The organism is Hominimerdicola intestinalis (genome assembly GCF_054655215.1).
The window spans coordinates 276,547-302,183 of record NZ_BAAHNZ010000002.1 but is presented as its reverse complement, the minus strand read 5'-3'; the positions used below and the strand labels follow the sequence as shown (position 1 = coordinate 302,183).

25 protein-coding genes are annotated in these 25,637 nt (G+C 43.4%); 24 read left to right on the top strand and 1 reads right to left on the bottom strand.

The window, feature by feature from the left end; genetic code table 11:
- Window positions 1-162 precede the first annotated feature (162 nt).
- The 6 genes from ACYQ0H_RS03815 (at window position 163) to ACYQ0H_RS03790 (ending at window position 5,966) form a co-directional block, all read left to right on the top strand.
- On the top strand, window positions 163-699 hold the full coding sequence (locus tag ACYQ0H_RS03815; RefSeq protein ID WP_459811514.1) for a CinA family protein: 537 nt from the start codon (window positions 163-165) through the stop codon (window positions 697-699).
- A 9-nt stretch (window positions 700-708) separates the two neighbouring features.
- Complete coding sequence (locus ACYQ0H_RS03810) at window positions 709-1,794, top strand: class B sortase (RefSeq protein WP_459811513.1); 1,086 nt, start codon at window positions 709-711, stop codon at window positions 1,792-1,794.
- Window positions 1,795-1,912: 118 nt separating this feature from the next.
- Complete coding sequence (locus ACYQ0H_RS03805; RefSeq protein ID WP_459811512.1) at window positions 1,913-3,037, top strand: cell wall hydrolase; 1,125 nt, start codon at window positions 1,913-1,915, stop codon at window positions 3,035-3,037.
- 186 nt (window positions 3,038-3,223) lie between these two features.
- Window positions 3,224-4,681, top strand: a complete 1,458-nt coding sequence (locus ACYQ0H_RS03800) for a SpoIID/LytB domain-containing protein (RefSeq protein WP_459811511.1) — start codon at window positions 3,224-3,226, stop codon at window positions 4,679-4,681.
- A 28-nt stretch (window positions 4,682-4,709) separates the two neighbouring features.
- Complete coding sequence (locus ACYQ0H_RS03795; RefSeq protein ID WP_459811510.1) at window positions 4,710-5,312, top strand: hypothetical protein; 603 nt, start codon at window positions 4,710-4,712, stop codon at window positions 5,310-5,312.
- 66 nt (window positions 5,313-5,378) lie between these two features.
- Window positions 5,379-5,966, top strand: a complete 588-nt coding sequence (locus ACYQ0H_RS03790; RefSeq protein WP_459811509.1) for a Maf family protein — start codon at window positions 5,379-5,381, stop codon at window positions 5,964-5,966.
- On the opposite strand, the gene ACYQ0H_RS03785 is transcribed toward ACYQ0H_RS03790, so the two are convergent.
- Entirely contained in the window at window positions 5,963-6,673 is a 711-nt protein-coding gene (locus tag ACYQ0H_RS03785) for a DUF421 domain-containing protein (RefSeq protein ID WP_459811508.1), read from the bottom strand. The two genes, ACYQ0H_RS03790 and ACYQ0H_RS03785, sit on opposite strands and share 4 nt — an antisense overlap.
- A gap of 132 nt (window positions 6,674-6,805) precedes the next feature.
- Here ACYQ0H_RS03785 and ACYQ0H_RS03780 point away from each other — a divergent pair, with 132 nt between their 5' ends.
- From ACYQ0H_RS03780 to ACYQ0H_RS03695, 18 genes are all read left to right on the top strand, one after another.
- Window positions 6,806-7,003, top strand: coding sequence for a hypothetical protein (locus tag ACYQ0H_RS03780; RefSeq protein WP_459811507.1), 198 nt, complete (start codon window positions 6,806-6,808; stop codon window positions 7,001-7,003).
- Window positions 7,004-7,040: 37 nt separating this feature from the next.
- Window positions 7,041-7,346, top strand: a complete 306-nt coding sequence (locus ACYQ0H_RS03775; protein WP_459811506.1) for a hypothetical protein — start codon at window positions 7,041-7,043, stop codon at window positions 7,344-7,346.
- A gap of 325 nt (window positions 7,347-7,671) precedes the next feature.
- Window positions 7,672-7,950, top strand: coding sequence for an HU family DNA-binding protein (locus ACYQ0H_RS03770; RefSeq protein ID WP_459811505.1), 279 nt, complete (start codon window positions 7,672-7,674; stop codon window positions 7,948-7,950).
- A 33-nt stretch (window positions 7,951-7,983) separates the two neighbouring features.
- Window positions 7,984-8,388, top strand: coding sequence for a DUF6465 family protein (locus ACYQ0H_RS03765; RefSeq protein ID WP_459811504.1), 405 nt, complete (start codon window positions 7,984-7,986; stop codon window positions 8,386-8,388).
- Between the two features lie 214 nt (window positions 8,389-8,602).
- Window positions 8,603-11,065, top strand: a complete 2,463-nt coding sequence (locus ACYQ0H_RS03760; protein ID WP_459811503.1) for a beta-mannosidase — start codon at window positions 8,603-8,605, stop codon at window positions 11,063-11,065.
- Between the two features lie 82 nt (window positions 11,066-11,147).
- On the top strand, window positions 11,148-11,645 hold the full coding sequence (locus tag ACYQ0H_RS03755; RefSeq protein ID WP_459811502.1) for an RNA polymerase sigma factor: 498 nt from the start codon (window positions 11,148-11,150) through the stop codon (window positions 11,643-11,645).
- A complete protein-coding gene (locus tag ACYQ0H_RS03750) occupies window positions 11,635-12,732 on the top strand; it encodes a zf-HC2 domain-containing protein (RefSeq protein WP_459811501.1) in 1,098 nt (365 codons plus the stop codon). Before ACYQ0H_RS03755 ends, ACYQ0H_RS03750 begins: the two co-directional genes overlap by 11 nt.
- Window positions 12,733-12,879: 147 nt before the next feature.
- On the top strand, window positions 12,880-14,214 hold the full coding sequence (locus ACYQ0H_RS03745) for a hypothetical protein (RefSeq protein WP_459811500.1): 1,335 nt from the start codon (window positions 12,880-12,882) through the stop codon (window positions 14,212-14,214).
- 29 nt (window positions 14,215-14,243) lie between these two features.
- Window positions 14,244-14,942, top strand: a complete 699-nt coding sequence (locus tag ACYQ0H_RS03740) for a response regulator transcription factor (RefSeq protein ID WP_459811499.1) — start codon at window positions 14,244-14,246, stop codon at window positions 14,940-14,942.
- A 55-nt stretch (window positions 14,943-14,997) separates the two neighbouring features.
- Window positions 14,998-16,512: a HAMP domain-containing sensor histidine kinase gene (locus ACYQ0H_RS03735; RefSeq protein WP_459811498.1), complete on the top strand. Its 1,515-nt coding sequence runs from the start codon at window positions 14,998-15,000 to the stop codon at window positions 16,510-16,512.
- A gap of 56 nt (window positions 16,513-16,568) precedes the next feature.
- Entirely contained in the window at window positions 16,569-17,573 is a 1,005-nt protein-coding gene (locus ACYQ0H_RS03730) for a DUF1385 domain-containing protein (RefSeq protein ID WP_459811497.1), read from the top strand.
- Window positions 17,570-18,430 (top strand): peptide chain release factor N(5)-glutamine methyltransferase, encoded by an 861-nt coding sequence (gene prmC / locus ACYQ0H_RS03725; RefSeq protein WP_459811496.1) that lies wholly within the window; start codon window positions 17,570-17,572, stop codon window positions 18,428-18,430. Before ACYQ0H_RS03730 ends, prmC begins: the two co-directional genes overlap by 4 nt.
- A 134-nt stretch (window positions 18,431-18,564) precedes the next feature.
- On the top strand, window positions 18,565-19,770 hold the full coding sequence (recA, locus tag ACYQ0H_RS03720) for a recombinase RecA (protein ID WP_459811495.1): 1,206 nt from the start codon (window positions 18,565-18,567) through the stop codon (window positions 19,768-19,770).
- 3 nt (window positions 19,771-19,773) lie between these two features.
- The gene (locus tag ACYQ0H_RS03715) at window positions 19,774-20,382 is read left to right on the top strand and encodes a regulatory protein RecX (RefSeq protein ID WP_459811494.1); all 609 of its coding nucleotides are present in this window, start codon (window positions 19,774-19,776) and stop codon (window positions 20,380-20,382) included.
- 78 nt (window positions 20,383-20,460) lie between these two features.
- The gene (locus ACYQ0H_RS03710; RefSeq protein ID WP_459811493.1) at window positions 20,461-21,312 is read left to right on the top strand and encodes a hypothetical protein; all 852 of its coding nucleotides are present in this window, start codon (window positions 20,461-20,463) and stop codon (window positions 21,310-21,312) included.
- Window positions 21,313-21,329: 17 nt separating this feature from the next.
- Window positions 21,330-21,980, top strand: a complete 651-nt coding sequence (locus ACYQ0H_RS03705; RefSeq protein ID WP_459811492.1) for a hypothetical protein — start codon at window positions 21,330-21,332, stop codon at window positions 21,978-21,980.
- 246 nt (window positions 21,981-22,226) lie between these two features.
- Window positions 22,227-24,029: an L-fucose isomerase gene (locus tag ACYQ0H_RS03700; RefSeq protein ID WP_459811491.1), complete on the top strand. Its 1,803-nt coding sequence runs from the start codon at window positions 22,227-22,229 to the stop codon at window positions 24,027-24,029.
- A gap of 64 nt (window positions 24,030-24,093) precedes the next feature.
- A complete protein-coding gene (locus ACYQ0H_RS03695; protein ID WP_459811586.1) occupies window positions 24,094-25,572 on the top strand; it encodes a rhamnulokinase in 1,479 nt (492 codons plus the stop codon).
- Window positions 25,573-25,637: the final 65 nt, after the last annotated feature.

Below are 25,637 nucleotides of genomic sequence, written 5' to 3'. Positions count from 1 at the left end.
TGAAAACAATTAAACATACAGCTTTAAGTGTAACAAAAAGGTTACATAAATATCCATAATTTAACAGCGTATTATGTTAAATAAATTGCCTATATTAATATATGTGTCAATTATACAGCGGTTTTTATGTGCATTATACTAAATAAACGGGGGTCAGGTACTGTGAAATTTGCCGAAGATAACAAACTGGTTACAAAAACTCTTGACATTGTTACAAGCAGTGTAGTAGAATATATGATAGCTAAGGGCATAACACTCAGCACGGCGGAAAGCTGTACCGGAGGAATGCTAAGCCAGACAGTAACCTCGGTTTCCGGAGCTTCAAAAATTTTTCTCGGCGGCGTATGCGCATATAACGAGGAAATCAAGATGAAGCTGCTGGGAGTAAGCGCTGAAACGCTTGAACGCTATACGGTTTATTCGGAGCAAACGGCTTCGGAAATGAGCGCAGGTATAATGCGTCTTACGGGAAGCGATTCGGCAATAGGCATTACCGGTCTTGCAGGACCTGACGGAGGAACTGATGAAAAGCCTGTGGGAACGGTTTACGTTTCCGTAAGGTATAAGGACTATGAAGAAGTCAGAGATTTAATGCTGTATAAAGAATATGAAGATATGGACAGAAAATTTATCCGTTTGACAACTGTGCAGAGGGCGCTTAAAATGTTAAGTGAGCTTCTGTTAAAAAAAGAAAGTTGAGGATTGATTATGTCTATGGCTAACGAGATCAAAAATATTTCAAAAAATGACGACACAAATTTTTTTGTCAGATTTGTAAAATACTTTATTCCTTGGAAAGGCGATAAGAGCTCAGAGATTATCAGAAAGGCTGTATTTATTTTTTCTATTTTCCTTTTTGTTTTTTCTCTCAACGAGCTTACCGATTTTCTTAAAAGCGATCAGGAGCAGATCAATTACGCTCAGGAAATAGTAAAGTATGAACCGAATTTTGACGACCTTAAGCTCAACGACGTAAGCGGAACAGCGGAGGACGGCGATTCCAATCCGGAAAATACCGTTAAAGAGCGAAAGGTTCAGAGCTGGGCTAAGGATCTGCTGAAAAGAAACGATGAAGTCGTGGGCTGGATTAAGATACCGGGCTTTGTCAATTCAAACGGCGAGGAATACATAAACTTTCCGGTCCTTCAGCACGTTACAGACGATATTGAAGAAGGAAACAACTACTACCTGAAAAGAAATCTCGATAAGGAATATTACGAATCCGGCAGTATTTATGCTGACTGCGTAGTTCCTATTGATAAAAACGGACAGGCAGACAATATTACGATTTACGGACATCATATGAGAAAGCTCGGTACTTCGTTTACTCATCTTGCCGAGTATAAGGGCGGGGTCGACTTTCTTAAGAAGTATCCTGTAATTGAGTTCAATACTATATTTGATAACAACGAAAAATATGTTATTATAGGCTGCTTTTTGTCTGCTGAGGATGACCGGCAGGACGATGTGCCGATTTTCGATTATTGGAGATACCGTAATTTTGACGACGACGAGTATTCGTTTGAAAGCTGGATAGACAACGTCAGAAAACAGTCTTGGTATTCTTCTGATGTCGAGTGTACTGAGGACGATGATTATATTTCACTTTCAACCTGCTCAAATGAGGTAAGCAAAATGAGATGGGTCGTTGTTGCAAAGAAAATGACTGCCGACGATAATCTTGATCTAATAGTAGATTCATATAAGGAAAAGGCTGATAAGGATATATATTTCCCTAAGTGCTGGAGAGATGTATGGGGAAACAATAAAAAATATCTCGGCTGGTCCTATTAAGTTTACTGCATCTTAAAGATGTAAATATATATTTGCTCTGCGGATCTCTCACGCCCGCAGGGGAGACGGCTTGAATGTAAAGCGGTAATAAGGCTGTCGGAAAGGTAATGTGATACAAATGAAGCAGAAACAATCTGTAGAGGGAGTCTTGCGAAGCTCGAAGCCTTCTATCAAGAAAGTAGGAACAATGCTGGGTTCCGGAGCAATGGCTGTGCTGGCTATCGGCGCGATCAGTGTTTACGGACTTTCGGATAAGACCGAAATTTCCGGCAGAGAAACAAAAGCTGCAACTGAGTATAACGCTGTGGCAGTGCAGGCTGCTGAAGAAGAGAGAATTCCTGCATATACAAGTGCTTCAAGAGCAACTGTAAGCTGGTGGAAGGCCGGAGTTGAAGAGTATGAGTTTGCCGAAAATGCGGTGACTACCGTTACAGCTGAAAAGGCAAAGAAATCCGAAACTTCTGAGACTGAGAAAACAAAGGCTTCAGCGGAAACTGCGAGATCAGAGAAGAAATCTGAAAGTTCAAAGGTCAAAGCTGCCGACGTTAAGGCTATGTATACAGCGGAAGCGGTCAATATGAGAAAAGGTCCGTCAAAGAGCAGCGATGTTATTACGGTACTTGACGCAGGAACAAAGGTAAACTGCACCGGAAAAACCGATGATGGCTGGTACAGAGTTGAATTCAGCGGAACTGAAGGCTACTGTATAGCTGAATATCTTACAGCAAATGCGCCTGTTAAGGAAACTGCTGCTAAGACGCAGAAGGTAACGGAAAGCAAGACCAATACCACAGCGTCGGCTGCCGATACGACAAAGAAAACTACTTCGGAGAAATCGGATAACAGCGAAAGATCCGTTATAAGCTATACTGATGAAGAATTTGAAATGATGTGCTACGTTCTTCAGGGAGAAGTAGGAGGCTGCTCCGACGCAAGTAAGATCGCTGTTGCGAATGTCATTATAAACAGGGTAAAATCAAGCAGATTCCCTGATTCTATCAAGGGAGTTCTTACGGCTCCTAATCAGTTTACCGCAATTTCGTCATATTACAATAAAACCAATGCTCCGTCCAAAAACACAAAAGACTGTGCTAAAAGGGCTCTTAACGGAGAGGGAGCAGACGCCTCCAAGGGCGCTACATATTACTATGCTCCGAAATACTGTTCAGGTTCATCAGCGGCTTGGTTTGAAAGTCTTACTTTCTGTATGGAGCTTGAAGGACAGAGATTTTTTAAGAACTAAATCAGTTTTGTGAATATTGCTGAATAATTTTAATATAGTTTGTGAGAAACTACAAAAAGTCAGGACATAATTTGAAATGCCTTGACTTTTTTTTATTAATGATTAAAATTAAATTAGGTATTGCCATAAGAACCGATGGTAAAAAATAAGCCTTTTAAAGGAATAAAAAATACAAAGAGGTATTTTATGGATAGTAAGATCAGAAAAATGCTGACAAATGCGGGAATAATGCTTGCTGGATTTGCTGTTATAGGATCGTTCGGAGCTGCTGCATTTGAAGACGGCAGGACTGCAAGAAAGATAAGTCATAATACACCCGTTAATATTGAAGCTGCTGCTGCGGATACGTCCAACGCTTACGAAGCGGCAAAGTTTATTGATTTCAGAAAAGCCGGGATCGACGAATATGATATGACGGTCGTTTCAAAAGCCGAGAAGAAAAAGGCGGCTGCTGAGAAAACAGATAAAAAATCTGAAAGCTTTTCTATGGAGCTTCCTGAAGATGATACAATGTTTTACGATCCTCAGCCCGAGCCTCTGAATTATTATGAAACCAGAAGCGTTGCAGATGAATTCTATACGGTTTACGATATAATCTCCGGTTCGACTGTTACTATGAACGCTCATGAACTTCTCTGCCGTATGGTTTACAGCGAGATCGGAGCGGAGTGGAAAGAGGACGCTATAAAGGCTCAGGCAGTAGCAGCTTATTCGTATCTGCGCTTTAACGACAGCTTAGGTCTTATACCTACTGTAGGTCTGAAACCGGGCTATCCTTCTAAGATCGAAAACTGTATAAGCGCCGTGGAAGGTCAGTGCGTTTACTATAACGGTAATATAATCAACGCCGTATACTCTGCTTCATCTGCGGGATATTCAGCGGAAAGCGAAAATGTATGGGACGTTTATTATCCTTATCTGCGGGCTGTTGTAAGCGCTTATGACGATCAGGATCCTAATTTCGGGCTTAAAACTGAATTTACCGAGGAAGAAGTAAAATCGGTTTTTGAAGAGAAAACTGATCTGACACTTTCTGATAATGTTGAAAATTGGTTCAGAACTGATTCACGCTACAGCAGCAGGTATATCGGAGGCATGACTATTGACGGACATACCTCATGCTCCGTAGGCGGAAGCTCGGTAAGAATCACCGGAACGACAGTTCAGAAGCTTTTCGGCCTTAGATCCAATGCATTTACTATAGATTACAAAAAAGGCGTGTTTACATTTACTACCTACGGCTATGGACACGGAGTAGGAATGTCTCAGTGGGGTGCCTGCCTTTATGCCGAAAACGGCTATACATATGACCGGATCCTTATGCATTATTATGTAGATACTTATCTGAGAGTTTCGGATATTAACGAAAAGGCAGTCGAAAGAGGAAAAATGTCGCAGGAGGAGCTTGATGAAGAGATAAGCAATTCTGAGATCTCAGGCGACAACGAAAATGATATTCCTGCAAATTCGATAATCAGCAATGAAGTTCAGACTTCTGCTTCAACTCAGACTTCCGCTTCACAGACAGTTTCATCAGGCACTGATCAGGCACAGACTACCAAAAAAACTTCTGCTCCACAGCAGGATATTCCTCAGAAGGATTCGGCTGTTGATCCAGAAGATTTGCAGATAGCTGATAAATAATTTAATTATATAATTGGAGGTTTTAAATATGGCATTTTTTAATAAGCTGGGAGAGAAAATTTCTTCCGGAGCAACTGCGGTTTCGGATTCAGCTAAGAGAATGGCTGAAACAAATAAGCTTAACGGCAGAATCAACTCCGCACTTTCGGAAATCAATAAAAAGTATACTGAGATAGGAAGGGCGGTAAAGCTTCGTCTGCTCGATACCGTAGATGATGAAGAGGTAAAGAGCCTTGCCGCTGAGATCGACGCATTGCTTTCGGAGGTATCTCAGATGAAGGAACAGGTCAATACTTTAAAGGGTCTTAAAAACTGTTCAGGCTGCGGCGCTTCCATAAATGCCGACGTGGTATTCTGTCCTATCTGCGGAACTAAGCAGGAGGTAAAGGCAGCTAAGTCCGAGCAGCTTCCGATTACGGAAGCGGAGTGCAGTCAGCCGGCGGCTGTACCACAGTTCGTTCCGTCAGATGAGTTTAAGTCGGAAGCCGCACCTGAAAGCACAGAAGCTCAGGAGTTTCAGCCGGTCATTTCGGAACAGCCGGAAGCGGCGTCAATTTTCTGTACGGAATGCGGTCATAAGGAAACGTCGGGTACTAAGTTCTGCTCTGAATGTGGAAATAAGCTTGCTTAGATCAACAGGGATTTCTCCTATGCGGGAAATCCTTTTTGTCTGTTGAATTTGAAAGGAAAATGCATAATGCCGATGAAAATACGAACGCTGTTAAAGGGTAAAAAAGTAGTTCTGGCTTCACAGTCGCCGCGCCGCAGGGAGCTGATGAAGCTTTTGTGCAGTGAGTTTGAGGTTTGTCCTGCTAATTGCGAGGAGATCGTTCCGGACGGGATAAATCCGGAGTACGCTGCCGAGGCTATTGCCGTTCAGAAATGCAGGGAAGCGGCTGGCAAGTGCAATGGAGATGTTATTATAGCCTGTGATACTGTGGTTGTGCTTGACGGAAAAATAATGGGGAAGCCTGAGGACAGCGCTCATGCGTCAAATATGCTGAGAGCGCTTTCAGGCAGGACTCATAAGGTAATTACCGGAGCGGCATTTATCTGCAATGGAAAGCTGCGTTCATTTTCCGAAATTACCGAGGTAACGTTCAGGCGTCTGACTGAAGAGGATATTTCAGATTATATCGAAACGGGCGAGCCTTTTGATAAAGCGGGAGCCTACGGTATCCAGGGCGCAGGTTCTCTGCTTGTTTCCGGAATATACGGAGATTATTTCAATGTAGTCGGAATGCCGGTTTCAAAGCTTGCCGTTTTGCTTGAAAGCTTTCTTTAATCAAATAGATCCTTTTTGACTTTGTGGCTGCATTGCGGATAAAAGGTTATCTTGTTATTTCCGTCAACTGAAGCCATAAAGATGTCCGAGGGTGAGGAATAGCCCTGCTTGTGCATTTCATTTGAAAGCCATTTCATATCGTTTCCTGTATGCTTCAGGTTATCCTCCATTACTACTCCGTCAAGAATTACGTTTGCGCACAGCTTGTCGTCGGGAGGCTCCTGCCCAAGATCCTTCAAAGTAACGGGAGTGTAGGCTTTTTTAGGAAGAAATGAGATCTTACCGTTGTTTTCAAGAATAGCATATGATATTTGAGAGAGGTCAAAGTAACCGGAGTTTCTTGCTCTGGTAAGCAGGTCACTGGTATCAAGCTTTGCGGTTTTTATATTTTCAGGATAGATCTTACCGTTTTCCATAAGGATCAAAGGGGTTCCTGCAAAGAAACGTCTGGCGTGTATGGACTTGATCGTCAGGATAGAAAGCAAAAATCCGGTTACTCCGTAAAGTACCATAGCGATTACGGCGGTAATGATCTCCTGACCATTGCTGGATATTGCAAGCTCAGACGCTATAGAGCCTATTGTGATTCCGTTAATATAGTCAAACATATTCATTTCGCTTATCTGTTTGTTTCCCAGCATTTTAGACAGCAGAAACATGATGACTATTGAGGCTATAGTGGCGAGAATAGTTTTTAATACAAACAAAACTGCAGCGACTTCCTTTCAAAAATAATTTCTGTATTAGTATGCTTTGTCTTATCTGCTTTATTCACTGAAAGAGAAAGACATACATATAATAAATATGTAGAAATTAAATGACGGAACGGGCTGATTATTTTGAACAACTGCTATGGTCAGAAGCTGAATTTTATTGCCGTATCTATTGCTAACGCACTGTCCGAGGGTCTTAGTGACGATGAAATAAATCTGCTTGCCGGGCTTTTACAGCTAGTCGGCGAAGCGCTGGCGGTTATTCCTGCGTCAAAGGCTCTGTGCAGTCCGTCTGATCAGAATAACGGAGTAATTATGGAATAAATGAAAGGAGTGCGCTTTTACATCAGCGCATAAAACAATGGGATTATTTAAAAAGAAAAGGACTTCATCAAAGGAGCTTGACAGCCTGCACGGAAAAAGGCTTTCATATGCTGTTGAGAGAAACGGGTCAGACGAGCTTGTATTGGGCAAAAAGGGCGGTATCTCCGTAACTGACAACGAGATAATCGTTGTCTGTGACGGCCATGAGATATTCAGGTGCGTAAAAAACGGAGCTTCAGCCGCGGAACTTATGAGCCGCAACGGAGCTGATATAAAAGGCGTCGATTCCAATACGGGAGAAAATAGACATATAGTTGTTTATTATTCAAATCTCAGACAGTGATTTGTGAATATAATATTACTTTTAGCTATACCTGTTTGCATATGGGTATGGCTTTTTTTATGTGGTTTTTATATGACATAAAGGGGTTTTAAAGCCGATAAATAGGGAACATTTACACTGAAGCTCAAAATTTTAGCTGTTATTTTGACCGAATAGCTATTGATATTCTGTGAATAAATACAAAAAGGCATTAGATATTGCAACGGCTTTTTATATATTCGTACAAATATTGTGAAAACGATAAGAAAATACGCTGTAAAATTTGACAAACAACGCGAAATAGGCTATAATACAAGCAGAAATTTAATTAACGGAGGTTTTTATCATGACAAAATCGGAACTCATTTCTGTAATTGCCGAAAAGGGCGGTTATACAAAAAAAGACGCTGAAAAGGCTCTATGTGCTGTTGTAGATACAATATCAGAAACTCTTGCAAAGGGTGAAAAGGTTTCAATCGTAGGATTCGGAACATTTGAGGTACGCGACAGAGCGGCTAAGGAGTCTATCAATCCTGCTACAAAGCAGCCTGTACATTGCCCTGCAAAAAAGGTGCCGGCATTTAAGGCAGGCAAGGCTCTTAAAGAGGCTGTTGATAAGAAGTAATAAGCATGTTTTGAACCGAAAGGAGATTTTATTATGGCTGTAAAGAAAACCGCAGAGGCAGCAAAGGAAGCTGTAAAGAACGAAGCTGAGGCAATAAAGGAAGCGGTCAAAACCGAAGCACAAGCTGTAAAAAACGCCGCTAAGACTGCTGAAAAAAAGGTTTCTGAAAAGGCAGGAAGAAAAACGGCCGAAAAGAAGGCTCCCGCTAAAAAAACTTCAGCAAAGGCGGCTGATAAGCCTGCTGTTAAAAAGGAAACCGTATATCTTCAGTTTGCTGGAAAGGAAATCGATATTGATTCAGTTGCCGAAGCTGCGAGAGCTGATTTCAAGGCTAATAATAAGGGCTGCGTACGAAAACTCGAGGTATATGTAAAACCCGAGGACAGCGCTGCTTATTATGTAGTAAACGGCAAGATCAGCGGTAAGATCAAATTATAATTTACAGGTAATATATACCTGAGGAAACGTTTGCTTCCTCGGGTATTTTTTTATTAAGGCATAAACGCAATAAAAACATATAGAAGCGTTTGTTCATAAAATATCAGTTGACTTGACGGTCCAAAAAGTTCATAATAGGTTTAACATAATGCGGCTGATTTTTCCGGCTTTAAGGAGAAAACTTGATTATTAAGAATTGAAATGAGGTATCTGCGTGAAAATTGAGCTTAACGACAACTGGGTTATGACAAAATGCGGCGGAAGCGAAAGGCTGATGTGCTCCGTTCCCTGCTCGGTATATAAGACCCTGCTGGAGCACGGCAGGCTTCAGGATCCGTATCGGCGTGAAAATGAGTACAGCTCAACCTGTATATCGGACGACGACTATGAGTTTTCAACTGTTATTTATGCAGATTCAAGCGTTCTTCGCTATAAAAATATCAGGCTTGTTTTTGACGGTATAGATACTTTAAGTGAGGTTTATCTTAACGATAGGCTTATCGGAGTAACCGATAATATGCACAGGGTATGGGAGTTTGACGTTAAGCAGCTGCTATGTGCCGGTGAAAATCAGCTGAGGGTAAAAATTTTATCTCCTAACAGATATATAGCTCAGAAGCAGACTGAGCGCCCTCTCTGGGGAGTAGATTCCACAATGCCGGGTTATACCCATCTGAGAAAGGCTCACTGTATGTTCGGCTGGGACTGGGGTCCTAAGCTGCCGGATATGGGTATATGGCGTGGTGTGCGGTTGGAATGCTTTACAGAAGGCAGGATACTTGACGTTCGCTATTCACAGGAGCATAAGGGCGGACGGGTCGGGCTGAAATGTTTTGTTCACAGCGAGAACTACGGCTGCGGTTCGGCGGTTCTCGAGGTTTATTCACCCGGCGGTCGTTCCTTGTTCTGTGAGGAGATCAAGCTTAACGGCGGCGGGTATCATGAGATAAGCTGTATAATTGATAAGCCAAGGCTTTGGTGGGCAAACGGCTATGGAGATCAGCCGCTTTACAAATGCGCTTTAAGGCTTATGAAAAACGGAGTAGCCGTCGATGAAAGAATTACAAAAATAGGTCTGAGGACTCTTACGGTAAGCAGGGAAAAGGATCAGTGGGGAGAGGAATTCTGCTTTAAGCTTAACGGTAAGAAAATTTTTGCGATGGGCGGCAATTATATCCCAGAGGATCAGATCGTTTCCAGGTGTACAGAAAAACGTACCCGTAAACTGTTGGAGCAGTGCGCTGCTGCAAACTTCAATTTTATCAGGGTATGGGGCGGAGGTTACTATCCCGATGATTACTTCTACGACTGCTGCGACGAGCTTGGCCTTATCGTATGGCAGGATTTTATGTTCGCCTGCTCTTCATATCTGCTGACCGAGCAATTTGAAAAAACGGTAAGGGAAGAAGTAAAGGATAATATTATCCGTCTGAGAAATCATTGCTCTCTTGGAATGTGGTGCGGAAACAACGAGATAGAGTCGGCTTGGGAGGGCTGGGGGATACCCGACGATCCTCAGTCAAAGGCGGATTATCTGCGGCAGTTTGAGGAGATAATACCGTCGCTTGTAAAAGAATATTCACCCGATATATTTTACTGGCCCTCGTCGCCTTCGTCGGGCGGAGGCTTTAATAATTCCTCATCAAATCATGCGGGAGATATGCATTACTGGGATGTATGGCATAATCTGAAGCCTATAGAGGATTTCAGAAAGTATTATTACCGCTTCTGCTCTGAATACGGCTTTGAATCCCTGCCCTGCTTAAAAACCATAAAGGCTTTTGCCGATAAGGATAAGGGTGATTTCGACCTTATGTCGCCGGTAATGGAGGCTCATCAGAAATGTGCTCAGGGCAATGAGAAGATAATGTACTATCTGGCTCAGATGGTCAGGTATCCATACAGCTTTGAGCGGCTTATATACTCCTCTCAGCTCGTTCAGGCAGACTGCATACGTTCAAACGTTGAGCATATGCGCCGTGCCAGAGGGCGCTGCATGGGTTCGGCTTACTGGCAGATAAACGATTCAAACCCGGTTATCTCTTGGTCAGGTATTGATTACTTCGGACGCTGGAAGGGCCTGCATTATTATGCGAAGCGGTTTTATGATCCTGTGCTCATCTCATGTGACAGCAGCGATCCGCAGAAGCCTGTGCTGAATGTTTCAAACGAAACTCTTGAAACGCTTTCCTGCCGATTAAGCTGGCGGCTTAGAAACAGCAGGGCGGAAGTTCTGTTGGAGGGCGGCGGGGATATCAAAGTTCCGGCGCTTTGCGCTGAAAATGCAGCCGTATGCGAGCTGAGCGGTCAACTGGATACCAGACAGGACAAGCGTGAAAAATATCTTGAATACAGCCTTATTAAGGACGGAGAGGTTATAAGCCGCGGCACTGCTCTTTTTGTTCGCCCTAAGGAGTTTGCTTTTGAGAAGCCGTATATATCCGTTACAGCTAGGGAAAATAAGCAGGATTTTATACTGAGGTTCTCAGCGGAAAGCTTTGCGAAGTCCGTCTGCCTTGATCTGGAGGAGGGCGACTGCGTCTTTTCGGATAACTGGTTCGATATTCACGGCTCGGAGGCTGTTACAGTAACGGTAAGCAAGAAAGACATCTCCGTAAAAATGAATCTTGAAGAATTTATGGATAGGCTTACTATACAATCAAATTATGAGGAATAAATTTATTGCCGTGATTTTTTCACGGCATTTTTTGTAACGAAATGCAATTAAGGCTGTCTAATAAAGTGAAGGGGGGAATAGCGTGCAGGATTTTGACGAGATATATCGGCTGTATTCCCAGCCGGTCTACAGATTTGTTCTGAAGCTTTGCGGCAATACCGAAATTGCAGAAGAGATAATGCAGGAAACTTTTTATAAGGCGGTTAGGTATTCTGACAGATTTAACGGCAGATGCAAGGTCGTAACCTGGCTTTGTACTATTGCCAGAAACGAGTATATCAATTTTACAAAGAAAAAGGAGAATTCAAACATTTCAACAGACGATTTTTCATATTACGGCGACAGCTTTAATATTGAGGATATGTTTGAGGACAGGGAGCAGGCGCTTGGAATACATAAGGCAATGCACGCTCTGGAAGAGCCATACAAGGAGATTTTTTCACTCAGGGTAATGGGTGAGCTGAGCTTTCGGGATATCGGCGGATTGTTTGAAAGATCTGAAAACTGGGCTAGGGTTAATTTTTTCAGAGCAAAGCAGAAAATTATCGAGTTACTTAAGGAGGACGGCTATGAATTGTAATGTTGCAAGAGATCTTATTCCGTTATATGCGGACGGATTGTGCGAAAAGGAGACCAGGCATGAGCTTGAGGAGCATTTAAGGGACTGCGATGACTGCCGCAATATGGCTGAGGAAGCAAAGACCGGTCTTGATACCAGGCTTAAGATCAAAACGGATAATGAAATAAAACCGTTTAAGAAAATAAACAAAAAAGCCAGAAGATCAAAAATAATATCGGTAACCGTAATATCTGTGCTTTCGGCTGTAATAATAGCGCTGGGACTTATGATATATTCGCAGATAGTAAAATCGGACAAAATACCTAATTTTGAAAAAATACAATGGTATTATGATTCAGAGAAAAAGATCAGACAGCTCCTTGACGGAGATATCGACGGATTTCTGAAAGGTAATGTGATCAGTGAAAATTGTGTATATGAAAAGTTTCATGACAAAGAACTCCTAGAGGCGCAGTATAATAAATATATCAAAGGACATAAATTTGAAATAAGATGTCAGCCTGTGTATTATACCGGATCTGGTTATGAAAACTTAGGCGAAGGACAAAGCAATCAGGCAGTTTATCTGGCTTCGCAGATATGGCTCACAAGCGATAACCTCGGCGATATTTGTATAATTCTTTACCGTTACAACAGCGGCGGCGTATTTGATATTGAGGCGTCTACCGATGACCATAACAATAAAGCTGCCAATGACTTTGTACAGGCGCTTTCCTATATCTGTAGCTGCAAGGCTGACGCAGACAGCAGCTTCGATCAATTTATGGCGGAAAACATTCTTGTAAAAGAGCAGCCTTGCAGCAATGATTATTTTAAAGACGGATTTAAAGAAAGAGCGGAGGAAATAACTGCGGACGGCTCTGAAATACTCAGCTGTATTCCGTCGCAGAGAGTTTTTGATGAAGATAACAGAACCGAAACCTTCAGCTACTTTGTTGAATTTAAAGACAAGGACGGAAATAAAGCTCTGTTGAAGCAGCAGGTATATGTGGATTACAAAAACAAATATACCGCAGTCCCCGGAGCCGCAGAAATTTACGGAAATATTTCCGATTATAAAAAAGAACAGCTTCTCAGCTTATTTTAAGATTTTCAGGCGCCGTTTAAAGCGGCGCTTTTTTCTGCAAAATATTTGCCGATTAAGCTTGAAAAGAATGCGGCTTTGTGTTATAATATAAATATATGTACGCTGTAAATAAGCGGGCGTTTTATTTGTTTTAACGGGAGTGGTGAAATGAGATTGAAAAGGGCGGCGCTGCCGCTGGCGGCTGTGCTTGCAATGACGGGCTGTTCGCCTGTTAACTTCAATGTTGATAATATTCTCACTGCGCCTAAGCTTACCGAGGAGCAGAGTGAAATACACGAAGCGCTTATTTCTGCTGTCGGAAACAACATAACGCTTAAATATCCGCGAAACGGCGCCAACAGGTCAGCTTACGTTATCGCTGATATAGACGGCGAGGACAGCGACGAGGCTCTCGTTTTCTATGAATATACGGGAACCGGAGGAGAAAGCGACGGACTTCGGGTAAATCTCCTTGATAAAAACAGCGACGGAAAGTGGGTTTCTGTAAAGGAGATCGCAGGAGCGGGGACTGAAATAGATCAGGTCATTATAACTCCTATGGGAAACGGCAATCAGATCGACGTCCTCGTCGGTTATCAGAATATTGCAGGAGACGATAAAACTCTTGAAATATACAGCTATGACAAAGGCGATTTTACAAGAATAGGAACAGACACATATTCCGTACTTGAAACCTTTGATATAAATTCGGACGGCTTTAACGAAATAATTACTATTCAGAGAAGCACGAATACAGATACGGGTATCGTTACCGCAAAGGCGGCGCTGCTGGAGCTTCAGGACGGCGAGATAACAAAGGGCGACGGAATAGATATGTGCGATAACGTTGCGTCCTATGTAAGTTCAAAGAAAGGCTATCTTCCGGACGGGCGTCAGGCGATCTATATTGACGGACTTAATGCGTCGGGGGAGCTTCAGACTGAAATAGTATATTTCAGGTATTCTACGCTTCAGAATCCTATGCAGCTGAGAAGCGAAAAGCTGCTTCCGCTGTGTACTCGTCCGTCAGGATACTATTCATCTGATATAGACGACGACGGAATTATCGAGATACCGTCCTCAAAGCCGATGCTCGGCTATGAAAACGCCGTAGCTGAGGAGCAGCTGCTAATGACGACCTGGTCCGTTTATAAGGATTTCTATAATCTTGAAGCCAGATATTCAGGCTACTATGCTATTTCCGACGGATACTCGATGATGTTTCCCAGCCGTTGGACGGATAAGGTAACGGTCAAAAAGGACGCTGATACAGGTGAAACGGTTTTTTATAAGTATCAGGGGGATATTAATTCGGAAATGACCGAGCTTATGAGAATAGCCGTAGCTTCAAAGCAGGAAAGCGAGGACTATCTTTATGAGGGGTACGAGCTTATACGAAGCAAGGGCCAGCTCGAATATCTTGTAAAGCTGCCGACTAATAAGCGGGAACAGCTGATACTTACGATAGATGAGGTTCAGAATAATTTTTATACCGTTGAATAGCTTAAAAGCATTTACAGGGAGGTTTTGATATGAAAAAGGTTTTGGTCTGTGAGGACGAGGATTCGATCCGCGAATTTGTGGTAATAAATCTTAAAAGAAGCGGCTACGACGTAATTGACGTTAACTGCGGCGAGGACGCAATAAGGGTCTTTGAAGAAAATGACGGCGGAATTGATATTGCGCTGCTTGATATTATGATGCCGGGGATAGACGGAATGCAGGTTTGCAAGAGATTCCGAGAGCGTTCTGATACAATGGGTATTATCATGCTTTCGGCGAAATCTCAGGAAATGGATAAGATCTCATCTCTTATGATAGGTGCTGACGACTATATTACCAAGCCGTTTTCGATTTCCGAGCTTATTGCAAGAGTTGATGCGGTTTGCAGAAGAGTAAATATGTCCCATGCAAAGCCGGAGGCGGCTTCCACCCTGGTTTCAGGTCCGTTTACGCTCAACTTAAAAAGCCGCACTGTCTATAAAAACGGAGAGCAGATAGATCTGACTCAGGTCGAGTATCAGATAATGGAGTACTTCTTCAAGAATCAGAATACGGCTCTGGACAGAACCAGTATACTCAATCATATCTGGGGCGAAAGCTACTACGGCGACGATAAGATTGTTGACGTAAATATAAGACGTATAAGAATGAAAATAGAAGATGAGCCGTCAAGTCCTAAATATATTCTTACTATCTGGGGCTTCGGCTATAAATGGGCTTCGACCTGATTTTTAATACTGCGCCTTACAGCGGCGGTTTATTAGCTTTGAAAGGGGCTTGCCGGTGGGCATAAATAAAAATAAGAGCAAATACGGCAGACACAGCATTACTCAGCACTGGATCAGAAACAGTCTGGGCGTTGTTATCGTGATACTGCTTATAGTCGAGGTGCTTCTTGTTCTGGTTGTAAGAAATTACTACTACAGCTCCGCAAGACAGTATGTAACCTCAAAGATGAACGTTGTTACCGGAGCCGTTATGAAGAACAGCGACGACGCTTCGGTAAATTATAATTCTGAAATACGTTCGGTAGTCGAAAGCTACGAGGACAAGGATAAGATAGAGCTTATGGCTATAAAGACCGACGGAAGCATAGATATAACCTCTTCGGGGTTTTCTCCGGCACAGGAAACCGATCTTTCCGATTATGAAACGGCAAAAAAGGAATCCACAGGAGTAGCTTCGCAGATATTCAGGCTTCCTACCGGCGAAAAGGTCATAGCGGTCACCGCAGTTATTTCTCCGAGGGGCTGCGAATACGAAGCCCTTAGAATGATCTCCTCAATGAAGGGCGTCGATCATCAGCTTTTTATTATTTTCCTGCTGATAACTCTTGTAGTGGCAAGTATTATACTGCTTATGTTTTTCTCGGGAATGTTCTTTATAAAATCTATCGTTTATCCTGTTATACAGATAGGTCAGATAGCAAGAAAGTTTGCCAAGGGGGATTTTTCCGAAAGAATTGAAAAAACCTCAGATGACGAGCTGGGAGAGCTGTGCGATTCCATCAACTATATGGCGGAGGAGCTTTCAAATACCGAGGCAATGAAAAATGAGTTTATCTCCTCTGTTTCTCATGAGCTCAGAACGCCGCTTACGGCAATAAAGGGCTGGAGCGAAACAATGACGACTATTGACGACGCCGAGACCTTTAAAAAGGGAATGAGAGTAATAACCTCCGAAACCGAACGTCTTTCCCAGATGGTAGAGGAGCTGCTTGATTTTTCAAGAATACAGGACAACAGGCTTTCTCTTAATAAGGACACGATAGATATTCTTGCAGAGCTTGGTGAAACGGTGCTTATTTATCAGGAGAGAGCAAGAGCGCTGGGCATAACTTTGAATTACTATGAGCCTGAAATGCTTCCGTTTGTATACGGAGATAAGAACAGGCTTCGTCAGGTATTTATCAATATTGTTGACAATGCGATAAAATATTCCGATAAGGGAGATACGGTATCGGTTGAGGCGTATGAGGAAAATAACGAGATCTGTATTTCGGTATCGGATACCGGAATGGGAATTTCAAAGGAAGATCTGCCGAAAATAAAGACTAAGTTCTTTAAGGCAAATCATACGAGAAGAGGCTCGGGAATAGGCCTTGCAGTAGCCGATGAAATTATCCAGAGGCACGGCGGGACTCTTGAAATAAACAGCGAGCAGGGCGTAGGAACAACAGTAATGATAACTCTGCCATGTATCGAGCAGAAGAAAAAGCCGGACAATCAATCGACGGTAAACGTAGAGCTTATATCAACAGATAATACGCTCAGCGAAGGAGAAAAGCTTGATAAGTAAATAATTATACTATCGGAAGGAGGATATGCCGGCTTTGTGCTGGTATTATCATATAAATGAGCGAGAGTAAGGAAGCTTCGGGAACGGAAAAGTTTAAATCCAAAATAGGAGGTCAGGCGGTTATCGAGGGCGTAATGATGCGCGGGATCGATAAGGCGGCTATGGCTAACCGTCTGCCGACAGGAGAGATAGATCTCGAGGTCTGGAATATAAAAGGCGGAAAAAATGTTCCGTGGTATAGGAAATGCCCTTTAGTAAGGGGAGTATTCAATTTTGTTATCTCAATGATAGACGGCTATAAATGCCTTACCAGATCTGCAAATAAGCAGATGGAATATGAAGAGGAAGAAGAACCGACTAGGTTTGAAAAATGGCTGGACGAAAAGGTCGGCGATAAGCTTATGCCGGTCATATCGGTAATATCCATGGTGATCGGGGTTCTGGCGGCGGTTTTTCTGTTTATGATGCTGCCCTCATGGGTATCAAAGGGGATAGAGCATTTTGTTCCTATGCCGGTAATAGTGAAAAATATTATAGAGGGGCTTCTTAAAATCGGAATATTTGTAGGCTATACGGCTTTGACTGCGCTTATGAAGGATATACGCAGAACCTACGAGTACCACGGTGCGGAGCATAAGACTATCGCCTGCTTCGAGCACGGTGCAGAGCTTACTCCTGAAAATGTCAGAAAGTATTCCCGCTTTCACCCAAGGTGCGGTACAAGCTTTATTTTTCTTGTATTGTTCATAAGTATATTTGTAAATACGGTTTTCAGGCTTACCTGGGAAAATGTAGCGCTGAGAATGCTCTGCAAGCTTGCACTGCTTCCGCTTGTTATGGGAATAGCCTACGAGCTTATAAGGATTGCCGGAAAATACGATAACCCGGCAACAAAAATACTTTCCGCTCCCGGCCTTTGGATACAGAGGATCACGACAAGAGAGCCTGACGAAAAGGAAATTGAGTGTGCTGTAGCGGCATTGAAAGCCGTAATACCCGAGGACGAGGAAAAGCTTCATAGGCAGGCGTCTGAAACGGATACTGAAACTGAAATAAAATGAGTACATATAAGAGTCTGATGGAAATAGTCAGCGGCGAGCTTAGAAACGCCGGGATAGATAATGCGGAATTTGAAGCCAGAGAGCTTCTGGGTGCAGCTTTGAAAACGGACTGCCGCTGTGCGTCTTTTTTGAAAATGCTTGAGTGCAGCGTAAGCGGCAAAACTGCGGCGGGGTATCTTGAGCTTGCCGGCAGGAGGAAAAAAGGCGAACCTCTTCAGTATATTCTGGGTGAATGGGAATTTTACGGCCTGCCGTTCAAGGTAGGAAAGGGTGTTCTTATCCCAAGGCAGGATACCGAAACGCTGATAGATCATGCGGCTGAAAAATACAGGGGAAAATCGGGGTTAACCGTTATAGACCTATGCTCAGGTTCAGGCTGTATCGGAATCGCACTTGAAAAAAGCCTTAGCTGTGAAAGGGTATTGTGTATCGAGAAATCTTATGAGGCGCTGAAATATCTTAAAGCCAATAAGACTCTTAATAATTCAGCTGCTGAAATAATTCAGGGCGATGTTCTTGACAGCAGCGTTGTCAGCGAAGCTCCCGATGCCGATCTGATAATCTGCAATCCGCCTTATCTTACCTCAGAGGATATGAAGAAGCTTCAGAGAGAAGTTGGCTTTGAGCCGAAAAGCGCTCTATATGGCGGTGAGGACGGACTCGATTTTTACAGGAGCATAACCCGTTTGTGGAAAAGCAGAATAAAGCCGAGCGGAATGATGATATTTGAGATCGGTATCGGCCAGGAAAACGACGTTATGGATATTATGATCCGTCACGGCTTTAAAAATGTCAGGGCAAAAAAGGATATGTGCGGAATTTACAGGGCGACTGTAGGCGAATACTGCGGGAACTGATAAACAGTACATAATTTTGTACATAAAATCGGGGGTTTTCTGTAACTGTCCGATAAAAGATACTGTTAAACTGAAAAAGTATGCTATAATATATATGAAGAGGAAAATCCCATTAAACATAGGAGGCTTTTGATATGGCTATCGACAAGAAGAAAAAGGAAGTAAAGACCGTTGTAAAGATCGTTGACAAGGAAGAAAAGCAGAAAGCGTTGGATACCGCTATTGCATACATAGAAAAGCAGTTCGGAGCGGGAGCAATAATGAAGCTGGGCGATTCAAAAGCGCTGGACGTTGAGGCTATACCTACCGGCTCTATGACTCTTGATATGGCTCTAGGAATAGGGGGAATACCGAGAGGCAGGATCGTCGAGATATACGGACCTGAATCGTCCGGTAAAACTACCGTAGCTCTGCATTGTATTGCTCAGGCTCAGCGAGCCGGCGGAGAGGTTGCTTTTATAGACGTTGAACACGCTCTGGACCCTGTTTATGCAGAAAAGCTGGGAGTGGATATTGACAGTATGCTGGTTTCTCAGCCTGACAGCGGCGAGCAGGCTCTTGAGATAGCCGAGGCTCTTGCAAGATCGGGAGCTATCGACTGTATAGTTATAGACTCAGTTGCGGCAATGGTAACAAAGGCGGAAATAGACGGGGAAATGGGCGATACTCATGTAGGACAGCTTGCAAGGCTTATGTCGCAGGCAATGAGAAAGCTTACCTCTGTAATTGCAAAATCAAACTGCTGTGCGATCTTTATCAATCAGGTTCGTGAAAAGATAGGCGTTATATACGGTAATCCCGAAACTACTCCTGGCGGACGCGCTTTGAAATTCTATGCTTCGGTAAGGATCGAGGTAAGAAGAGGGGAGCAGATAAAGAACGGCGCAGAGGTAATAGGAAACCGTACCAAGTGCAAGGTCGTAAAGAACAAGGTCGCTCCTCCGTTCAAGGAATGCGAATTTGATATTATGTATGGAAAGGGAATTTCAAGGACAGGAGAGGTGCTTGACCTTGCTGCTGAAATGAATATCGTCAAAAAAGGCGGCGCATGGTATAGCTATAATGATATGAAGCTGGGACAGGGCCGCGATAACGCCAAGGATTTCCTTGACGCCAATCCTGAAATTATGGCTGAGATAGAGGATAAGATCAAGAGCAGCGAAGTTGAAGTAGTAATGGCTTCAAAGAAAAATAAGAAGGCGGCGAAGCTTGAGGAAAAGTCTGCGGCAGCGGCTAAGCCTGTCAAAAAGGAAGAGCCTGTAATGCCCGATCTTACCGTTTCGGCGGAGGACGATTTCGAGGAGTTTGCTCCGGTGGATATAAGCGAGCTTGGCGACTGATAAATGCTTAAAATAATTTCTGCTGAAAAATATAAGGGAAGCACCTACCGTGTAGATATTGAGAACTCTGAGCCTGCCTTCCTTAATTCTGAAATAATTTCAAAATATAATCTCCGCGGCGGCATGGAGGTTTCTGAGGATGTATGGGATGAGATCGTTTATTCAAACGAATTCCGCCGCGCGAGGGAACGGGCAATGTATCTTCTTGATTACAGGGATTATTCCTACAGCGAGCTTTATAAAAAGCTGCTTAATAATTACGGCGAACAGATCTGCTACGACGTATGCGATAAGCTTGCAGAGCTTGGTTTTATCAATGACAGGAGGTACGCCGAGAGCCTTGCAAGGAAATACATGGAGGTAAAAAAGTTCGGCTATTTCCGTGCAGTTCAGGAGATGCGGCTTAAAGGGCTTTCAAAGGAGCTTATAGATGAAGTCCTGAGCGGATACGAGGATACGGTACATGAGCGTCTGGCGGAGCTTATTGAGAAAAAATACCTTAGAAAGCTTGAGGACGAGGACGGCGTAAAAAAGGTTAAAAACGCACTGGCACGTCAAGGATATTCATACTCCGATATAAACGCGGTTCTTGACGATATACTTGGATCATAGGATCAAGCTGACTTACCCTATGACAGATTGGATTTTATACAAAAGAAAGAAGACGATAAACAGCGAAAGGATCTGCTTATGAAAAAGATTTCTGCAATATTGGCTGCCGTTATCCTATGCTTATCGGCTGCCGGCTGCAATGAAAAAAACAGCGGCGGAGTTTCGGACGGAAAATCGCCCAATACAGGATCGCTCTCCGAAAGCGTTTCCAAAGAGCCTGACGAAAGCATGGGTAACTCGGTTTCCGACGATCCTATCGAGAATGCCGAATACGTTGTGGGTCAGTATATGAAGTATGCGAATTTTGAATTTGACGAGTCAATGCTAAAGCTTATGACCTCTGAGATGCAGGAGCAGTACAGGGACACTATGAAGAATCAGGGGCATGATCACGGATACGACGAGCATGAGGAAAATATGCTTTCAGACGTTTCGTTTACCGCCGACAGAGAGCAGTCAAAAATACTAGAAAGCGTTAATATCAAGGACGAATATATTACCGCAGTCGAGCTTATAGGGACGGTAAGCTATAAAAATCGGGGGAAGGAAGCTTTCTATGACGGGTATGCAATAGTAATAGAAACTCCCGGGCATGAGTGGAAAATAGCGTATGCCGGAACGAAAAGCCAGGCGTATCTCGCAGGGATAATAGCCGATGATAAGTCCGATAAAGCGGACAGTAATGCAGCGGCTGTCTACGAGGCGGCGGAGAAGGCATGTACTGCTCTGGACGGAAAATATGAATTTAAGTATATGAACTACATAAGCACTGAGAACGACGATTTTGTCAATGAGATAAAGAAAGGTCTGCCGGAGGAGCTGAATGAAACTTATTTTACGGTTTTTATTACGGACGGAAAGCTTGATTATGTTCTATGGTCTGAAAATATGTCAAGTGAAACGGTAGGTCGGTATCCTAAGAACAACTGACAAGCAGGAGTAAAGCAATGTATTCAAAGAACGATTTTCTTATTTTGCCCGATCATGAACTGAGAAAAATATACCGCAGAAAAGTAAAGCAGCAGAAGTTTCTGTCAGCCGTACCTATGCTGCTGCTTGCTGTCTGCGTTTTAGTATACGGTTTTTCAGGATGGGTGAACTATTTAGCGGCTGAATTATTTCTTTTCAGAAACGTTTCTTCATTTGGGTTAGGTATTCTTTTTTATATTGCGCTGTTTATTCACGGACTTGTGCTGCTTATTGACGATATACGCATACAGAAAATAAATATAATTTGCTTTGCCGGAGTTTATATGGTTCTATTTATGGTATTTAAACTCAGCGGTTTGGACTTGTCGATTTTAATGGCTTGTATGCTGGCGTATATTTATCTGGCGGAGTTAGCAGATATAAAACTGATAAGAACTATAAATGAAATGAGAGAGTTGCCGTCGTTTCCGTTTAACGGAGAGCATAAAAAAATGGTTGCTGAAAGCTCGCTTTCAAGAGAGCAGATGTCTGAATATCTTAAAAGAATGGATAAGGATCAGTGTATTTCAACAGGTTTTGAAGATATTCTTGACGGAAATATTGACGCTCATAAGACGGAAGAACAGGACAGATCTGATTTCTTTCAGCAGCATGATTTTTACAGATGAGTTTTTTACCGCGCTTTGCTGTCTGTGAAGCGCGGTTTATTTCTTTGTGTAAATAAAAATAGGTATGTTTCAGTATGACGGTTATTGATTCTGCACAAAAATAATGCTGAAAATTTTACCTTTCCCACAAATAAATTTGCAAGACAAAATGCCGGATTTGTGATATAATTATATAGAAATGTAAACGTTACCGCTTTAGGGCGGCGGAAATACATTGTAAATCAGAAATTTTCAGGAGGTTTTATTATGGCAAAATCAAGACTTATCGGAGATTACCCGGTTATAGGAATCCGTCCGACTATTGACGGAAGACGGGGGGTTCTTAACGTAAGGGGTTCTTTGGAAGAGCAGACAATGAATATGGCTAGATCGGCGGCAAAGCTGTTTGAGGATAATATTAAGTATTCAAACGGCGAGCCTGTAAAGGTAATCATAGCCGATACAACTATAGGCAGAGTTGCGGAAGCCGCCGCCTGTGCCGATAAATTCAAGAAAGCCGGAGTTGACATAACTCTGACGGTTACTCCATGCTGGTGCTACGGCGCTGAAACTATGGATATGGATCCTATGACGATAAAGGGAGTTTGGGGCTTCAACGGAACTGAGCGTCCCGGTGCGGTTTATCTTGCATCTGTGCTTGCTACTCACGCTCAGAAAGGACTTCCGGCATTCGGAATTTACGGTCATGACGTTCAGGAGGCTGACGATACTACAATTCCGGCAGATGTTAAGGAAAAGCTGCTCCGCTTCGGCCGTGCGGCTGTTGCCTGCGCTACTATGAGAGGAAAATCATACCTTCAGATCGGTTCTGTTACAATGGGAATCGGCGGCTCTATTATCGACCCGGCGTTTATTGAGGAATATCTCGGAATGAGAGTTGAATCGGTGGACGAGGTTGAAGTTATCAGACGAATGACCGAGGGTATTTACGACGAGGAAGAGTTCCAAAAGGCTCTTGCATGGACTAAGGAAAAATGCATAGAGGGCTTTGACAAGAATCCAGAGGAGATCCAGAAAACAAGAGAGCAGAAGGACGCAGACTGGGAATTTGTAGTTAAGATGATGTGTATTATCAAGGATTTGATGAACGGCAACGATAAGCTTCCTAAGGGCTGTGAGGAAGAAGCTGTTGGTCACAACGCTATTGCCGCAGGCTTCCAGGGTCAGCGTCAGTGGACTGATTTTTATCCTAACTGCGATTTCCCCGAGGCAATGCTGAACACCTCGTTCGACTGGAACGGCGCAAGAGAGCCTTATATTCTTGCTACGGAAAACGATGTTCTAAACGGACTTGGTATGCTCTTTATGAAGCTTCTGACAAACCGCGCCCAGATTTTTGCAGACGTTCGTACATACTGGTCGCCTGAAGCTGTCAAGAAAGCGACAGGTTATGAGCTTGAGGGAGTAGCAAAGGACGCAGGCGGATTTATCCATCTTATCAATTCCGGTGCAGCTTGTCTTGACGCAAACGGTCAGGCTGTTGATGAAAATGGAAACAACGTTATGAAGCCTTGGTACGACATAACCGACAACGACATTGATAACATCATGAAGGCTACCACCTGGAACTATGCAGACTGCGGATATTTCAGAGGCGGCGGATATTCCTCACGCTTTGTAACGGAAGCCGAAATGCCTGCTACAATGATAAGGCTTAATCTTGTAAAGGGTCTCGGACCTGTTCTGCAGATCTGCGAGGGCTATACGGTTCATCTGCCTGACGAGGTAACCGACAAGCTCTGGAAAAGAACCGACTATACATGGCCCTGTACCTGGTTCGCGCCCAGAACTACGGGCGAGGGTGCGTTCAAGACCGCATACGACGTAATGAACAACTGGGGCGCTAACCACGGCGCAATCAGCTACGGACATATCGGCGCAGACCTTATCACTCTTGCTTCAATGCTGAGAATACCAGTATGTATGCATAATGTTCCGGAGGACAAGATCTTCCGTCCTGCCGCATGGAACGCTTTTGGCATGGACAGGGAAGGTCAGGATTTCAGAGCGTGTGCGGCATATGGTCCGATGTACAGAAATATCAGATAATTTCTCAGGATAAAGAATATGAGTACAAAAAAGTGTACAGAGGCTGATATATTGTTAACACCCGATCGGAGATGATAAATTGTATAAAAAAGTACTGGCGATAGATTTCGGCGCTTCGAGCGGTCGTGCCATTGTCGGCACGTTCGACGGCGAAAAAATCACTCTTGAAGAGATTCACCGATTTTCAAACGACCCCGTTATTCTGGGCAAAACCATGTACTGGGATGTGCTGAGGCTTTTTCACGAAATTAAGCAGAGCCTTATAAAGGCTAAGCCGTATGAGGTGGAAAGCGTTGCAATAGATACCTGGGGCGTTGATTTCGGGCTTTTGGATAAAGACGGCAGACTGCTGGAGAATCCTATTCATTACCGGGATTCACGAACGGCGGGAATGATGGAGGAAAGCTTCAAGCTTATCGACAAGGATAGGTTCTACGACATAACAGGTAATCAGTTTATGGAAATCAATACAGCGTTTCAGCTGCTGAGCCTTGTAAAAAACCGTCCGGAGCTGCTTGAGCGTGCGGATAAGCTTTTGCTTATGCCTGACCTGTTTGCTTATTTTCTCAGCGGTAAAATTCACGCCGAGCAGTCGATAGCTTCGACAACTCAGCTTTTCGACCAGAAAAACAAATGCTGGTCAGATGATGTTTTGTCTGCTTTGGGAATAAAAAGATCGCTCATGCCTGAGATCGTCAAAAGCGGTGTTTGTGTCGGAACGCTTTCAGATGAGATATGTGAAGAGCTTGACATAAAGCCCGTTAAGATAATTGCAGTCTGCGGTCATGATACTCAGTCTGCGCTCGCCGCCTGTCCTGCCGCTGAAAAGGATTTCGCTTTTCTCTCATGCGGAACATGGAGTCTGCTCGGAACTGAGCTTGACGAACCTATTATTGATGAAAACTCCAACCGCCTCAACGTAACAAATGAGCTTGGCTGCGAGGGCAAAACGTCGTTTCTTAAAAATATTATCGGCTTGTGGCTTATTCAGGAAAGCCGCCGCCAATGGGCAAGAGAAGGCAAGGAGTACTCCTTTATGGAGCTTGAAAACTTAGCGAAGAAAGCCGAGCCGTTTAAGTGCTTTATCGATCCTGATGCGCCGGAATTTACTCCTGCCGGAAATATTCCCAGGCGTATTAAAGAATACTGTAGGCTCACGGGGCAGGCGATTCCCGAAAGCGTTGGCGAAATTATGCGCTGTATTTACGAAAGTCTTGCGCTCAAATATCGCTCGGCGATCGGGCAGCTTGAAGAATGTACCGGCAGAAAGTTTGAAACGCTTTATATGTTCGGCGGCGGCACAAAGGACAGATTTTTGTCAAAGCTTACGGCAAGCGCCTGTAAAATAAAAGTTTCCGGCGGACCTGTGGAGGCTACCGCTCTTGGAAATATTGCCGTTCAACTTATTGCAAGCGGTGACATTGAAGATATTGGCGAGGCAAGGAAAATCATAAGAAACTCCGAGGATATTTTCCTTTTTGAGGGAGAAAACTCAGAAGATTGGGACAGGGCTTATGAGAGATTTCTTCAAATAGTAAAATAAAAAGGACCACACAAAAGGGTGATATTATATGAAAAAAACATTTATCAACATTCACACAAAACACA

Excerpts from the sequence above, each read along its gene's own strand:
- ACYQ0H_RS03810 (WP_459811513.1), top strand. The coding sequence starts at position 709 with ATGTCTATGGCTAACGAGATCAAAAATATTTCAAAAAATGACGACACA.
- ACYQ0H_RS03805 (WP_459811512.1), top strand. The coding sequence starts at position 1,913 with ATGAAGCAGAAACAATCTGTAGAGGGAGTCTTGCGAAGCTCGAAGCCT.
- ACYQ0H_RS03800 (WP_459811511.1), top strand. The coding sequence starts at position 3,224 with ATGGATAGTAAGATCAGAAAAATGCTGACAAATGCGGGAATAATGCTT.
- ACYQ0H_RS03795 (WP_459811510.1), top strand. The coding sequence starts at position 4,710 with ATGGCATTTTTTAATAAGCTGGGAGAGAAAATTTCTTCCGGAGCAACT.
- ACYQ0H_RS03790 (WP_459811509.1), top strand. The coding sequence starts at position 5,379 with ATGCCGATGAAAATACGAACGCTGTTAAAGGGTAAAAAAGTAGTTCTG.
- ACYQ0H_RS03775 (WP_459811506.1), top strand. The coding sequence starts at position 7,041 with ATGGGATTATTTAAAAAGAAAAGGACTTCATCAAAGGAGCTTGACAGC.
- ACYQ0H_RS03770 (WP_459811505.1), top strand. The coding sequence starts at position 7,672 with ATGACAAAATCGGAACTCATTTCTGTAATTGCCGAAAAGGGCGGTTAT.
- ACYQ0H_RS03765 (WP_459811504.1), top strand. The coding sequence starts at position 7,984 with ATGGCTGTAAAGAAAACCGCAGAGGCAGCAAAGGAAGCTGTAAAGAAC.
- ACYQ0H_RS03750 (WP_459811501.1), top strand. The coding sequence starts at position 11,635 with ATGAATTGTAATGTTGCAAGAGATCTTATTCCGTTATATGCGGACGGA.
- ACYQ0H_RS03745 (WP_459811500.1), top strand. The coding sequence starts at position 12,880 with ATGAGATTGAAAAGGGCGGCGCTGCCGCTGGCGGCTGTGCTTGCAATG.
- ACYQ0H_RS03740 (WP_459811499.1), top strand. The coding sequence starts at position 14,244 with ATGAAAAAGGTTTTGGTCTGTGAGGACGAGGATTCGATCCGCGAATTT.
- ACYQ0H_RS03730 (WP_459811497.1), top strand. The coding sequence starts at position 16,569 with ATGAGCGAGAGTAAGGAAGCTTCGGGAACGGAAAAGTTTAAATCCAAA.
- prmC (WP_459811496.1), top strand. The coding sequence starts at position 17,570 with ATGAGTACATATAAGAGTCTGATGGAAATAGTCAGCGGCGAGCTTAGA.
- recA (WP_459811495.1), top strand. The coding sequence starts at position 18,565 with ATGGCTATCGACAAGAAGAAAAAGGAAGTAAAGACCGTTGTAAAGATC.
- ACYQ0H_RS03715 (WP_459811494.1), top strand. The coding sequence starts at position 19,774 with ATGCTTAAAATAATTTCTGCTGAAAAATATAAGGGAAGCACCTACCGT.
- ACYQ0H_RS03710 (WP_459811493.1), top strand. The coding sequence starts at position 20,461 with ATGAAAAAGATTTCTGCAATATTGGCTGCCGTTATCCTATGCTTATCG.
- ACYQ0H_RS03705 (WP_459811492.1), top strand. The coding sequence starts at position 21,330 with ATGTATTCAAAGAACGATTTTCTTATTTTGCCCGATCATGAACTGAGA.
- ACYQ0H_RS03700 (WP_459811491.1), top strand. The coding sequence starts at position 22,227 with ATGGCAAAATCAAGACTTATCGGAGATTACCCGGTTATAGGAATCCGT.